The organism is Paucibacter sp. JuS9, from assembly GCF_044043925.2.
Classification (GTDB): domain Bacteria; phylum Pseudomonadota; class Gammaproteobacteria; order Burkholderiales; family Burkholderiaceae_C; genus JAUASW01.
Map to the genome: position 1 here is coordinate 1829259 of NZ_CP194172.1, position 13715 is coordinate 1842973.

Genomic DNA, 13715 nt, shown 5'->3' on the forward strand with positions numbered 1-13715 from the left:
AGGCTTAAAACCGTGGCTACAATCCCGCCCGTCAGGAGAGAGTTTTCTAGCGAGAACCGCCGAAGGCGCAGAAGCACTGGTTGATCCCACGCTTCAAACGCTCAGGCAAAAGGACTGACAAGACGCTCCGACCGGGGCGTTCCTCACTGGAGAGAGGCGGGTCATCGAATCCGTCCACTGAAGGGGCAAGTTGCCGGCGAGACGCTGGCGGCGAATCTCTCAAGTACCAAGGACAGCGAGGGCATCAACACCCACCTTCCGTCATCTGATGGGGTGGGCCAGACGACTGCCCTCGAAAGCCTCTCCGCCATGTCCGCCGAACTGCTCAAGACCCCCCTGCACGCCCTCCACATCGAACTTGGCGCCAAGATGGTGCCCTTCGGCGGCTACGACATGCCCGTGCAATACCCGATGGGTGTGATGGGCGAGCACAAGCACACGCGCGCCTCGGCCGGACTGTTCGATGTCTCCCACATGGGCCAACTGCGCCTCGTGGGCGCTGGCGCCGCCGCCGCGATGGAGACCATCGTGCCGGTGGACGTGATCGATCTGGGCGTGTTCAAGCAGCGCTACGCCCTGTTCACGAATGAGCAAGGCGCCATCCTGGACGACCTGATGATCTGCCGCCGCCCGGACGACCTGTTCGTGGTCGTCAACGCCGGCTGCAAAGTGCAGGACATCGCCCACATGCAAGCCACGATTGGCAGCAAGTGCGAAGTCATTCCCATGCCCGAACAGGCACTGCTGGCGCTGCAAGGCCCGCAGGCTGTGACCGCCCTCTCCCGCCTGAACGCGGATGTGGCCAAGCTGACCTTCATGACCGGCGGCTTCTTCGAGCTCGACGGCATCCCCACCTTCCTGACCCGCTCCGGCTACACCGGCGAAGACGGCTTCGAGATCTCGGTCCATCAAGACCAGGCCGTGGCCCTGGCCCGCAAGCTGCTGGCCCAGCCGGAAGTCGCCCCCATCGGCCTCGGCGCCCGCGATTCGCTGCGCCTGGAAGCGGGTCTGTGCCTCTACGGCCATGACATCGACACCACGACCACACCGGTCGAAGCCTCGCTGACCTGGGCGATCCAGAAAGTGCGCCGCGCCGGCGGCGCCCGTGCCGGCGGCTACCCCGGCGCTGCCGTCATCGACCAGCAGTTGGCCAGCGGCGCTTCGCGCAAGCGCGTAGGCCTGGTCGGCAGTGAGCGCATGCCGGTGCGCGAAGGCGCCAGAATTGTTGACGAAGCCGGCATCGAGATCGGCGTCGTCACCAGCGGCACCCTGGGCCCTACGGTCAACAAGCCGGTGGCGCTGGCCTATCTGAACATTGGTCACGCTGCACTGGGCACGCAAGTCTTTGCCGTGGTCCGCGACAAGCGCACGCCGATGACGGTTTCCAGCACGCCTTTCACGCCCAACGGTTATTACCGCGGTTGATTCGCGGTTGATTCAGAACTCTTTCCCTTTTCCTCATCCGACCAACACGGAGCACTCCATGAGCATCAAGTACACGCCCGACCACGAGTGGGTCAAGATCGAAGCCGACGGCATCGTCACCGTGGGCATCACGGTCCACGCGCAGGATGCGCTGGGCGACGTGGTCTTCGTCGACCTGCCCGAAGTCGGCAAGGCCTTTGCCGAGAAGGAAGTGGCCGGCGTGGTCGAGTCCGTGAAGGCCGCCGCCGACGTCTACATGCCGGTCGACGGCGAGATCACCGAAGTGAACGAAGGCCTGCGCGACGACCCTTCGCTGGCCAACAGCGACCCGCTGAACGCCGGCTGGTTCTTCAAGGTCAAGCTCAGCAATCCGCCCCAGCTGGACGGCCTGATGGACGGGACCGCCTACGACGAGCTGGTCAAGAACAGCTGATCGGCTGATTGTTTTGAAGCGGGCACTGGGTGCCCGCTGTTTTATCGCCCGGGCATCCGGGCCACCCCAGATTTCGCGTCCGCCGGCCACGAGCCGGTCGACGCACAAGGATTGTTGCCATGCTGATGTCCGCCCTGAAGCCGCTCGCCGAGCTCGAGAACGCCGCCGAATTCCAAGCCCGCCACATCGGCCCCGATGCCGCCGATGAAGCCGCGATGCTGTCCGTCATCGGCGCTGCTTCGCGTCGCGCGTTGATCGAATCCATCGTGCCCGCCAGCATCAAGCGCTCGCGCGGCATGGACCTGCTGCCCGTGGCTTCGGAAGCCCAGGCGCTGGCCGAAATGAAGGCCGTGGCTGCGCAGAACAAGGTGCTCAAGAGCTACATCGGCCAGGGCTACTACGACACGCTGACGCCTGGCGTCATCCTGCGCAACATCCTCGAGAACCCCGCCTGGTACACCGCCTACACGCCCTACCAGGCCGAAATCTCGCAAGGCCGCATGGAGGCACTGGTCAACTTCCAGACCATGGTCTGCGACCTGACCGGCATGGCCATCGCCAACTCCTCAATGCTGGACGAGGCGACGTCCGCCGCCGAGGCCATGACGCTGGCGGCCCGCGTGGGCAAGAGCAAGAGCCAGGTCTTCTTCGTGGCCGACGACGTGCTGCCGCAGACGCTGGAAGTGGTGAACACCCGCGCCAAGCCGCTGGGCATCACGGTGCAGGTCGGCCCGGCTGCTGACGCTGGCAAGACCGAGTGCTTCGCGGCGCTGGTGCAGTACCCGGCCGTGAGCGGCGAGATCCGCTCGCTGCAGCCCATTGCCGATGCAGTGCACGCCCAAGGCGGCCTCCTGATCGCCGCCTGCGACCTGCTGGCCCTGACACTGCTTAAGTCGCCCGCCGAGCAAGGCGCCGACATCGCCGTGGGCACGACCCAGCGTTTCGGCATGCCCATGTGCAATGGTGGCCCGCACGCCGCCTTCATGGCCTGCAAGGACGAGTACAAGCGCAACCTGCCCGGCCGCCTGGTCGGCGTCTCGGTGGACGTACACGGCCACCCGGCCTACCGCCTGGCGCTCCAGACGCGCGAGCAGCACATCCGCCGCGAAAAGGCCACCTCGAACATCTGTACCGCCCAGGTGCTGCCGGCCGTTGTCGCCAGCATGTACGCGGTCTATCACGGCCCGCAAGGCCTCAAGCGCATCGCCCAGCGCGTGGCCAGCTACACGGCTGTGCTGGCTGAGGCTCTGGGCGACCGCAAGGGCAATGGCTTTGCCTTCGACACGCTGACCATCAACACCGGCGACAAGACTGACAGCATCCTGGCCGCCGCTTTGAAGGCCGGCATGAACTTCCGCCGCGCCTCCGGCACCAGCGTCTCGATCTCGCTGGACGAGACCACGACGCGCGCTGACCTGGCAGCCATCTTGACTGCCTTCGGCAAGTCGCTGGACCTGTCCAAGTTCGAGAAGGGCGTCGCTTCCCTGGTCCCGGCCGAGCTGGTCCGCACGAGCGAGTACCTGACGCATCCGGTCTTCAACACGCACCACTCGGAAACCGAGATGCTGCGCTACATCCGCGCGCTGTCCGACAAGGACCTGGCGCTGGACCGCACGATGATCCCGCTGGGTTCGTGCACCATGAAGTTGAACGCCACCAGCGAGATGATCCCCATCACCTGGCCAGAGTTCGCGAACATCCACCCCTTCGCACCGCACGACCAACTGAAGGGTTATGCGCTCCTGAACGAGCAGCTGACGGCCTGGCTGTGCCAGGCCACCGGCTATGCCGGCATCTCGCTGCAGCCGAACGCTGGCTCGCAGGGCGAGTACGCCGGCCTGCTGGCGATCAAGGCCTTCCATGAGGCGCGCAACGAAGGCCATCGCAAGATCTGCCTGATCCCCGAGTCGGCTCACGGCACCAACCCCGCATCGGCCCAGATGGTGGGCATGCAGGTCGTGGTCACCAAGTGCGACAAGGAAGGCAACATCGACCTCGTGGACCTGAAGGCCAAGTGCGAGCAGCACAGCGCCAATCTGGCCGCGATCATGATCACCTACCCCTCCACCTACGGTGTGTTCGACACGCATGTGAAGGAAATCTGCGCCCTGGTGCGCTCGCATGGCGGCCGTGTGTACGTGGACGGCGCCAACATGAACGCCCTGGTGGGCGTGGCGGCACCGGGTGAGTTCGGCGGCGATGTGAGCCACCTGAACCTGCACAAGACTTTCTGCATCCCCCACGGCGGTGGCGGCCCCGGTGTCGGCCCGGTCTGCGTGGTCGCCGACCTCGTGCCCTACTTGCCCACGCACCGCTCGGCTGGCTACGTGAGCGATACCGCCATCGGCGCTGTGTCTGCCGCGCCGCTGGGCAATGCCGCCGTGCTGCCGATCTCGTGGATGTATGTCCGCATGATGGGCGCGGAAGGCCTGACCGCCGCGACCGAAGTGGCCATCCTGGCCGCCAACTATGTGGCCGCCCGCCTGGCTGATGCCTACGACATCCACTTCAGCGGCAATATCGCCGGCGTGAAGGGCGGTGGCGTGGCGCACGAGTGCATCCTGGACATCCGCCCGCTGAAAGACGCGACCGGTGTGGGCGCCGAAGACGTGGCCAAGCGCCTGATCGACTATGGTTTCCATGCACCGACCCTGTCCTTCCCGGTGGCCGGCACGCTGATGGTCGAGCCGACCGAGAGCGAATCCAAGTACGAGCTGGACCGTTTCTGCGACGCGATGCTGGCCATCCGCGCCGAGATCGCACAAGTTGAAGCCGGCACCTGGACGGCCACGGACAACCCGCTGGTCAATGCGCCGCACACGGCCGAAAGCCTGATGAAGGCCGAATGGGCCCATGGCTACAGCCGCGAAGTCGCAGCCTATCCGGTGGCCACGCTGCGCCGCCAGAAGTACTGGGTGCCGGTCGGCCGCGTGGACAACGTCTACGGCGACCGCAACCTGGTCTGCTCCTGCCCGCCGATCTCCTCGTACGAGTAAGTTGGTCGATCAGACCGGATCAATCGCCTAGAACCTAGAAGAGCCTCCACCAGAGGCTCCATGGAGGAGCCAGCATGGCAGTCTCGGTCTTCGACCTTTTCAAGATCGGCATCGGGCCATCGAGCTCGCATACCGTGGGCCCGATGCGCGCCGCGCGCCTGTTCGGCCTGCGCCTGGACCACGAAGGCCTCTTGGCCCGCGTGGCCCGCGTGCAGGTGATCCTGTACGGCAGCCTCGGCGCCACCGGCAAGGGCCATGGCAGCGACACGGCCGTGCTGCTGGGCCTGGCCGGCCATGAGCCGGACACGGTGGACATCGAGGCCATCCCTTCGCTGCTCGCAGCGATCCGCGCTGGCGACCTGAATTTGCTTGGCAAGCAGGTGGTCAGGTTCGACGAGGCCAAGGACCTGGTCTTCAAGCGCCGCGAATCCCTGCCGTTCCATGCCAACGGCATGCGCTGCCTGGCTTTCGATGCCGAGGGCAACGAAGTCGCCAACCGCATTTACTACTCGGTCGGCGGCGGTTTCATCGTCAGCGACGAGGTCGCGGCGGACGGCTCGAAGCAGAAGGTCATCGCGCCCGATGCCACGGTACTGCCCTACCCCTTCAAGACCGGCGACGAGCTGCTGGCCCTGACCAAGGAGCACGGCATCACGATTGCCGAGGTGATGCGCCGCAACGAGCGTCACTGGCGCAGCGATGAAGAGACCCGAACCGGCCTCTTGAAAATCTGGCAGGTGATGCAGGACTGCGTGACGCGCGGCTGCAAGACCGAAGGCATCCTGCCGGGCGGCTTCAAGGTCAAGCGCCGTGCCGCGCAGCTGCACCGCGATCTCACTGCCAACCCCGAAGCCGCATTGCGAGATCCGCTGCAGGTCATGGACTGGGTCAACCTGTACGCGCTGGCCGTGAACGAAGAGAACGCAGCAGGCGGTCGTGTCGTCACGGCGCCTACCAACGGCGCGGCCGGCATCGTGCCCGCCGTCTTGCACTACTACTCGCGCTTCGTCCACCATGCCAATGACGACGGCGTGATCGACTTCCTGTTGACCGCCGCCGCCATCGGCATCCTGTACAAGGAAAACGCATCCATCTCTGGCGCCGAAGTGGGCTGCCAGGGCGAAGTCGGCGTGGCCTGCTCGATGGCTGCCGCGGCACTCTGCCAGGTCATGGGCGGCACACCCGAGCAGGTCGAGAACGCCGCCGAGATCGGCATGGAACACCACCTGGGCCTGACCTGCGACCCGGTGGGCGGCCTGGTGCAGATACCCTGCATCGAACGCAATGCCATTGCCTCGGTCAAGGCGATCAACGCGGCCCGCATGGCGCTGCGCGGCGACGGCACGCACTTCGTCAGCCTGGACAAGGTCATCAAGACCATGCGCGACACCGGCGCCGACATGATGACCAAGTACAAGGAAACGGCCCGCGGCGGGCTGGCGGTGAACATCGTCGAGTGCTGAGGCTGGCGGAAGCCATTCCTGCAGATTGTCTTTGCCTGTCGAAGTTCAAGCATCCTGATCGTCGTGTCTGCAACTGCCGGCCAAGCGGCCTGCTAACCTCGCCGACCGTCGAAACCAGGAACTCCATGACAGAACAAGACCTGCATCCCCGCCGCCGCTGGCTGGCCCTGATGGTGCTGTGCCTGGGCGTGCTGATGATCGTGCTGGACACGACCATCGTGAATGTCGCCCTGCCCTCCATCCGTGCCGACCTGGGCTTTACCGAGACTTCGCTGGTCTGGGTGGTCAATGCCTACATGCTGAGCTTTGGCGGTTTCATGCTCCTGGGCGGCCGTCTGGGTGACCTCTATGGACACCGGCGAATGTTCCTGCTGGGCCTGGCCTTGTTCACTGCGGCTTCAGCCGCCTGCGGAATGGCCGGTTCGCAGACGATGCTGATTGCAGCGCGTGCCGTGCAGGGCCTGGGGGGCGCTGTGGTGTCGGCAATTTCGCTGTCACTGATCATGAATCTGTTCACCGAGGATGGTGAACGGGCCAAGGCAATGGGTGTCTACGGCTTTGTCTGTGCCGGCGGCGGCAGCATCGGCGTGCTGCTCGGCGGCTTGCTGACCAGCGCGCTGGACTGGCACTGGGTGTTCCTGGTCAACCTGCCCATTGGCGCCGTGGTATTCGGCTTGTGCCTGTTGCTGCTGCCGCGCAGCAAGGTGCTGCACGCGGTGAAGTTGGACCTGGCCGGCGCTGTGACGGTGACGAGCGCCCTGATGCTGGCTGTTTATGCGGTGGTGAACGGCAATGAGGCTGGTTGGACCTCGCCGGTCACGCTGGGCCTGCTGACGGGCGCCGTGCTGCTGCTGTTCAGCTTCCTCCTGATTGAATCCAGGGTGAAACAGCCCTTGATGCCGCTCTCGCTTTTCAAGCTGCGCTCGGTGGCCGTGGCCAATGCTGTGGGGGTGTTGTGGGCGGCCGCGATGTTCGCCTGGTTCTTCATATCGGCGCTGTACATGCAGTTGGTGCTGGGTTTCACGCCGATGCAGATCGGCCTGGCCTTCCTGCCCGCCAATCTGATCATGGCCGGCTTCTCCTTGGGCCTCTCAGCCAAGATCGTGATGCGCTTCGGCATCCGCGGGCCTCTGGTCTGTGGCCTGCTGCTGGGTGCCAGCGGCCTGGCGCTGTTTGCCCGCGCTCCGGTGGACGGCACGATGTGGCTGGACATCGTGCCCGGCATGCTTCTGCTGGGACTCGGCTCCGGTGTCGCCTTCAACCCGCTGCTGTTGGCGGCAATGAGCGAGGTGAAGCCGGAAGATTCGGGCCTGGCCTCAGGCGTGGTGAACACGGCCTTCATGATGGGCGGCTCCCTTGGGCTGGCCGTGCTGGCCAGCCTGGCCGCGGCACGCAGCAGCGCCCTCGCCGCCGCGGGTTCGGCCCTGCCTCAGTCGCTCAGCGGCGGCTACCAACTGGCGTTCGGCCTGGGTGCCGGCTTCGCACTGCTGGCGACGCTGCTCGTCGCCGTGGTCTTGCGCTCAAGCCCGAAGCCGACAGCCGCGGGAGCAGGCTCTCATCCCGGCTGAATCGCGGCTGCCAAAGGTGCACCTAGCGCGACCTCGAGTGACGAGGCTTCATTCATGCCCGCATCATGGATGCTGCCCTCCATCGAGGCCGGTTCGAACGCCCCACCCATCAAACCCAGGATCACGAACACGGCGATCAGGCAGACCCAGGCGTTGGGGTCCTTGAGGCGGTTCAAACGGCTCAGAAGCGAAGAGACAGAAGAAAAGCGGCCCATGCGAACTCCGGTGGAAACGGTGAATCGATGGGCCGGATGATACTGTATTCACATACAGTACTGTCAATAACACCAGGTCAACTATTTTCGAAGCGAAGCCACCGTAGCACCGCACCAGCGCCCAGCTCAGCCATCCTGATTGATCTTGGCGATCAGCTCGGCCAGCACCGTTTCGGCCTGGTCGTTGGCAATCTGGCAGGTGCCGGCCGCATTGTGGCCACCGCCGCCGTACTTGAGCATCAGCTCGCCCACATTGGTCTTGCTGCTGCGGTCCAGGATGGACTTGCCGGTGGCGAACACCATGTTCTGCTTTTGCAGGCCCCACATTGCGTGGATGGAGATGTTGGTCTCCGGGTACATCGCATAGATCATGAAGCGGTTGCAGGCAAAGATGGTTTCCTCGCCGCGCAGGTCCAGCACAGCGAGGTTCTTGTGCACCGTGGTGCAGCGCTCGATCTGCTCACGCGCCTGTGCTGTGTGCTCGAAGTAGAGGTCGATGCGTTCGACCACGTCGGGCAAGCGCAGGATGTCATCGATGTCGTGGTCGGCACAGTACTTGATCAGGTCCATCATCAGCGCGTAGTTGCTGATGCGGAACTCACGGAAGCGGCCCAGCCCAGTGCGTGAATCCATCAGGTAGTTCAGCAGCACCCAGTCGCTCGGGTCGAGGATTTCTTCGCGGGTGAACTGCGCCGAGTCGGCCTTGTCGACCGCCGCCATCATGGCCTCGCTGATGCGCGGGAAGCGCGCCTTGCCACCGTAGTAGTCGTAGACCACGCGAGCCGCCGACGGCGCCTTCGGGTCGATGATGTGGTTCTTGCGTTCGCCGGTGTTGCGCACCGTTTCCGACTCATGATGGTCGAACACCAGGTGGGCGCCAGGCACGAAAGGCAGGTTGGTCGTGATGTCGCGCTCGGTGATCGCGACCTTGCCGTCCTGCATGTCCTTGGGATGGACGAAGCTGATGTCGTCGATCATGTCCAGCTCATTCAGCAGCACGGCACAGACCAGGCCATCGAAATCGCTGCGGGTGACCAGGCGGTACTTCTGGGTGGCTTCGCTCATCACTGACTCCTTGGATCGAGCGGACCATGCTACCGCGACCGTGTGAAAGGAAAAGGGGCGCCGGTGCGCCCCTTCTCACATTCGCCGCAAAAAACTTCAATCGTCCCCGGCCGGCATCACTGCGCCAGGCAAGGTGCCTGGGCGACGGCCGAACAGGCCCTTGACCCAACTCACGGCCTCGCTGCAGCGGCGCGGCACGTTGAGCACATAGCTGTAGATCACCGGCACCACGACGAGGGTGAGCAGCGTCGAGGTGAGCACGCCGCCGATGATGGCCCGGCCCATGGGCGCCTGGATCTCGCCGCCCTCGTTGAAGGCGATGGCCATGGGCAGCATGCCGAAGATCATCGCGGCCGTGGTCATGATGATCGGGCGCATCCGGATCAGCCCGGCCTCCCGCAACGCATCGGCTACCGTCGCCCCGGCCTTGCGGGCATGGTTGGCGAAGTCCACAAGAAGAATCGCGTTCTTGGTCACCAGGCCCATCAGCATCACGAGGCCGATCATCGAGAACACGTTCAGCGTCGAGCCCGTCACCAGCAGCGCCAGCATCACGCCCAGCAGCGCCAGTGGCAAGGAAGCCATGATGGCAATCGGCTGCAGGAAGCTGCCGAACTGGCTGGCCAGCACGATGTAGATGAAGATCACGGCCAGGCCCATGGCACCGACCAGGCCCATGAAGGCCTCTTGCTGCTGCTTGCCTGCGCCGTCCACCAGGAAACTCACGCCCGGCGGCAGCTGGTGGTTCTTGACGAGCTTGGCGACTTCCTCGTTCACTTCGCCCGAGCTGCGGCCTTGCACGCCGGCATAGACGGCCTCACGGCGCTGCAGGTTCTGGCGACGGATCACTTCCGGGTTGAACACCTGTTCGATGGTGGCGACCTGGTCCAGCGAGATCGGTGCGCCGTCCTTGGAGAACGCGACCGGCAGCTTGTACATCTGCTCGACGCGCTGGCGCTGCTCGATGGGCAGGCGCAAGAGCACCTCGACCTGGTTGCCGTCCGGCGTGGTCCAGTAGGTGGCGACCTCGCCGTTCACATAGGCACGCAGCGAAGAAGCGATTTGCGGCGCGGTCAGACCCAGCTCACGGATCGCCGAGTCCTTCAGCTTCACCGCGAAGGCAGGCAGGCCGGCGCGCACCGTCGTGTCCACGTCCACGGTGCCCTTGACCTTGCGGATCTTGTCGGCCAGGTCGTTGGCGGCCTTGGTCAGCTGCTCGGCGTCGTTGCCCAAGAGCGTGATCCAGACCGGGCGGTTGAAGCCGACACTGACCTCGATGCCCGGAACCTTGGCGATGGCCTCGCGGACCGCGTTCTCCACTTCCTTCTGCGTGCGCTTGCGTTCCTTGCGATCCACCAGCGAGAGGTTCAACTGGGCCTGGTTGCGGCCCGTGGCCATGCCCTCGCCCGAGGCGCCCACCACGGTGGAGACCATCTTGATCTCCTTGAACTGCGACAGGATCTCCTCGACCTGCTGCACCTTGGCATTGCCGCGGTCCAGGCTGGTGGCCGTGGGCATGCGCAGCGTCAGCTGGGTGAAGCCCTGGTCGGTCTCGGGCACGAACTCGCTGCCCACGAAGCCAGCCAGGAACAGCGCCAGCACGAAGCTGCCCACGCCCGACCAGGCGACGATGCCACGCGGCGTCAGGGTGGCAAAGCGCAGGCCGCGCTTGGCAGAACGGTCACGTGAGCCATCAGCCTTGAAGGGACGACCGTAGGCCGGCACCGGCGGCACGAAGACGCGATAGCGGCGGCCCGAGAAGATCCAGCGGATAGCCCGCTCGTAGAAGGCGTGCAGCCCCTCCATGCCACGGTCGGTGCCACGGATCAGGTGACCGATCACCGGCAGCTTCTTGAGCATCGTGCTCGGCGGGTCCTTCCAGATGCTGGAGAGCATCGGATCCAGCGTGAAGCTGACGAAGAGGCTCACCATCACGGCCACCGCCACGGTGATGCCGAAGGGGTAGAAGAACTTGCCGATGATGCCGCCCATGAAGGCGACCGGCACGAACACGGCGCAGATGGCGAAGGTGGTGGCCATCACGGCAAGGCCAATCTCGTTCGTTCCGTCAGCCGCGGCCGTGTGATGGTCCTTGCCCATGGCCACATGGCGCACGATGTTCTCTCGCACCACGATGGCATCGTCGATCAGCAGGCCGATGCACAGGCTCAAGGCCATCATGGTCATGAAGTTCAAGGTGAAGCCGAAGGCATGCACCGCGATGAAGCTCGAGATCACAGCGATGGGCAGGGTCAGGCCAGTGATGATGGTCGAGCGCCAGCTGTGCAGGAACAGGAAGACGATGGCCACGGTCAGCAGCGCGCCTTCGATCAGCGTGTGCTTCAGGCCCTCCAGCGATCCCTTGACGAAGTCGCTGTTGACGTACATCAGCTCGAGCTTGATGTCGTCCGGCAGGGTCTTCTGGATCTCCTTCACCGCGTCCTTCACCGCTTCGCCGGTGGCGACGATGTTGGAATCCTGCTGCTTGAAAACGTAGAAGCTCACGGCCGGCTGGCCATTGATGCGGGCGATGGAATCGGGCTCGCGCTCACGCTCCACCAGGGTGCCGAGGTCGGCCAGCGTCAGCGCCAGATTGCCGCGGCGGGCCACGACGATCTTGGCGAATTCCTTGGGGTCCTTGACCTTGCCTTCGACGCGCAGCATGGCGTCCGACGTGCCGTCCGACAGCATGCCCACCGGCTGGTCGGCATTGGCCTGGTTCAGCGCCGAGGCGATCTCGGCCGGCGTGACCCCATAGGCGCGCAGCCGCTGTGGGTCGAGGTCGATGCGGACTTCGCGCGAGACCATGCCGCCGATGTCCACCTTGGCCACACCGTCCACACGCGCCAGGCGCTTGGAAATGGTGAACTCGGCCAGCATCGACAGCTCGCGCGCCGGCCGCGTCTTGCTCATCAGCGCCATCACGACGATGGGCTGGGCGTTGTCGCCCTGGTAGCGCATCACCATCGGCGGCTTCACGTCCTTGGGAAAGCCGGCCTGCGCCATGGCCACGCGGTCGCGCACGTCCTGCATGACGCGGCTCATGTCGGCGTTCAGGCCGAACTCCACATTGACCTGGGTGCGCCCCTCGAAAGCGCGCGAGTTGATGCGCTCGACACCGGCAATGGTGTTCAGCGCTTCTTCGAGCGGGCGCGACACCTCGCGCTCCACTGCCTCGGGCGAGGCGCCGGGATAGCGGACGTCGATATAGACGCCGGGGAAGCTGATGTCGGGCATCTGCTCGACACCCAGCTTGGCGTACGAGAACATGCCCAGCACGCAAATTGCCACCATCACCATGGTCGCGAAGACCGGGTTCTGGATGGAGACACGGGTCATCCACATGATGCTTGTCTCCGGTTTCAGTTGCGCAGCGGTGTCGATGCGGCAGCGCTGGCGAACTTGGCTCGCGCCTCGACCACGGTGGCCTTGGCGCCTTCGCGCAGATTGTCAAAGCGGGCGGCCAGCACCTGGGCATCGGGCTTCAGGCCATTCAAGACTTCGACCTTGGCAGTGCTGCGGTCGCGGCGGCCGGTGGTGACGATGCGGCGCACCAGCGCGCCGTTCTCGATCATCCAGACATGGTCCTGACCTGAGGTGCTGCCCACGGCGGTGTCGGGCAGCGTGAGGCGCTCGGTATCGTCCGGCAGCTCGACCTGCGCCACGGCGTACTGGCCGGCGCGGAAGACTTCCTTCGGGTTGTTCAGTTCCAGCGTCACGCCAATGGAGCGCGTGCCCGGCTCGGCGGCCGGTGCGATGCGGGAAATGCGCGCCTCGACGGGCTGGTCCACGCCCTCAATGCGCAGCGTCGCGACCATGCCGGGCTTGAGCCGGCTCACCTCGTGCGTGGCGACCAGACCGGCCAGCTCCAGCTTGCTCAGGTCGACGATAGCCAGCACCGGCTGCTCGCCCGCCACCTTTTCACCCGGCAACGCATGGCGCTTGGAGACCACACCGCTGATCGGCGCCACCAGGGCTGCCTGCTTCAAGAGCACCTGCGCGGTTTCCTGCTGAGCCTTGGCCACACCAAGTTGGGCCCGCGCAGCCTCCAGCGATGCGCGTGAGGCGTCGAGCGCCGTCTTGGAAATGAAATTCTGCGCCGCCAGGCCTTCATTGGCCTTGTGCTGGCGTTCGGCCTGATCGGCCTGGGCGCGGGCAGATTCGATGCTGGCGCTGCGCTCGGCGACACGGTAGCGCAGCTCTTCCAGGTCCAGTTGGCCCAAGGCCTGGCCGGCGCGGACACGGCTGCCTTCGGCCACGTTCAGCGCCACCAGCACGCCGGCCGCCTTGCTGCGCACGACGACCGTGCCCGGTGCGACGAGAGGCCCGGAAAATTCAATGCGGCCGGGCATCCGCGCCACTGTGGGCTTGACCACTTCGCTGGCCACGAATTCCAGCGTCGGCGCGGGCTTGTCGCCCTCCTTTTTCTTGGGCTCTTCGCCACCCTTGCTGGCCCAAACGGCCACACCGGCGCCACTGGCCAACACTGCGGCGGCGATGCCACCAAAAAGCCATTGCTTGCGCATGGAAGTCCCCGCTCAATATGGAAA

9 protein-coding genes and 2 riboswitches are annotated in these 13715 nt (G+C 65.1%); of the genes, 5 read left to right on the plus strand and 4 right to left on the minus strand.

What is annotated here, in order from left to right:
- The first annotated feature begins 22 nt into the window (after positions 1-22).
- Positions 23-127, plus strand: a riboswitch (glycine riboswitch).
- Between the two features lie 9 nt (positions 128-136).
- Positions 137-246, plus strand: a riboswitch (glycine riboswitch).
- Positions 247-309: 63 nt separating this feature from the next.
- The 5 genes from gcvT to ABT392_RS08115 all read left to right on the plus strand — a co-directional run bounded on the left by gcvT (position 310) and on the right by ABT392_RS08115 (position 7885).
- Positions 310-1425, plus strand: a complete 1116-nt coding sequence (gcvT, locus tag ABT392_RS08095; RefSeq protein WP_395386073.1) for a glycine cleavage system aminomethyltransferase GcvT — start codon at positions 310-312, stop codon at positions 1423-1425.
- 58 nt (positions 1426-1483) lie between these two features.
- The gene (gene gcvH / locus ABT392_RS08100; RefSeq protein WP_395386072.1) at positions 1484-1858 is read left to right on the plus strand and encodes a glycine cleavage system protein GcvH; all 375 of its coding nucleotides are present in this window, start codon (positions 1484-1486) and stop codon (positions 1856-1858) included.
- A 119-nt stretch (positions 1859-1977) separates the two neighbouring features.
- The gene (gene gcvP / locus ABT392_RS08105; RefSeq protein WP_334276729.1) at positions 1978-4854 is read left to right on the plus strand and encodes an aminomethyl-transferring glycine dehydrogenase; all 2877 of its coding nucleotides are present in this window, start codon (positions 1978-1980) and stop codon (positions 4852-4854) included.
- Positions 4855-4928: 74 nt separating this feature from the next.
- On the plus strand, positions 4929-6317 hold the full coding sequence (locus ABT392_RS08110; RefSeq protein ID WP_334276728.1) for an L-serine ammonia-lyase: 1389 nt from the start codon (positions 4929-4931) through the stop codon (positions 6315-6317).
- A 125-nt stretch (positions 6318-6442) separates the two neighbouring features.
- The gene (locus ABT392_RS08115; protein WP_395386071.1) at positions 6443-7885 is read left to right on the plus strand and encodes an MFS transporter; all 1443 of its coding nucleotides are present in this window, start codon (positions 6443-6445) and stop codon (positions 7883-7885) included.
- On the opposite strand, the gene ABT392_RS08120 is transcribed toward ABT392_RS08115, so the two are convergent.
- From ABT392_RS08120 to ABT392_RS08135, 4 genes are all read right to left on the minus strand, one after another.
- On the minus strand, positions 7873-8100 hold the full coding sequence (locus tag ABT392_RS08120) for a hypothetical protein (protein ID WP_334276725.1): 228 nt from the start codon (positions 8098-8100) through the stop codon (positions 7873-7875). The genes ABT392_RS08115 and ABT392_RS08120 overlap by 13 nt on opposite strands.
- A gap of 126 nt (positions 8101-8226) precedes the next feature.
- Positions 8227-9165: an exopolyphosphatase gene (locus tag ABT392_RS08125; protein WP_395386070.1), complete on the minus strand. Its 939-nt coding sequence runs from the start codon at positions 9163-9165 to the stop codon at positions 8227-8229.
- Between the two features lie 96 nt (positions 9166-9261).
- Positions 9262-12510: an efflux RND transporter permease subunit gene (locus ABT392_RS08130; RefSeq protein ID WP_395386069.1), complete on the minus strand. Its 3249-nt coding sequence runs from the start codon at positions 12508-12510 to the stop codon at positions 9262-9264.
- A gap of 17 nt (positions 12511-12527) precedes the next feature.
- Complete coding sequence (locus ABT392_RS08135) at positions 12528-13691, minus strand: efflux RND transporter periplasmic adaptor subunit (protein WP_334276720.1); 1164 nt, start codon at positions 13689-13691, stop codon at positions 12528-12530.
- Between the last annotated feature and the right edge of the window lie 24 nt (positions 13692-13715).

Coding starts and splice junctions, on each gene's coding strand:
- gcvT (WP_395386073.1), top strand. CDS start 310: ATGTCCGCCGAACTGCTCAAGACCCCCCTGCACGCCCTCCACATCGAA.
- gcvH (WP_395386072.1), top strand. CDS start 1,484: ATGAGCATCAAGTACACGCCCGACCACGAGTGGGTCAAGATCGAAGCC.
- gcvP (WP_334276729.1), top strand. CDS start 1,978: ATGCTGATGTCCGCCCTGAAGCCGCTCGCCGAGCTCGAGAACGCCGCC.
- ABT392_RS08110 (WP_334276728.1), top strand. CDS start 4,929: ATGGCAGTCTCGGTCTTCGACCTTTTCAAGATCGGCATCGGGCCATCG.
- ABT392_RS08115 (WP_395386071.1), top strand. CDS start 6,443: ATGACAGAACAAGACCTGCATCCCCGCCGCCGCTGGCTGGCCCTGATG.
- ABT392_RS08120 (WP_334276725.1), bottom strand. CDS start 8,100: ATGGGCCGCTTTTCTTCTGTCTCTTCGCTTCTGAGCCGTTTGAACCGC.
- ABT392_RS08125 (WP_395386070.1), bottom strand. CDS start 9,165: ATGAGCGAAGCCACCCAGAAGTACCGCCTGGTCACCCGCAGCGATTTC.
- ABT392_RS08130 (WP_395386069.1), bottom strand. CDS start 12,510: ATGTGGATGACCCGTGTCTCCATCCAGAACCCGGTCTTCGCGACCATG.
- ABT392_RS08135 (WP_334276720.1), bottom strand. CDS start 13,691: ATGCGCAAGCAATGGCTTTTTGGTGGCATCGCCGCCGCAGTGTTGGCC.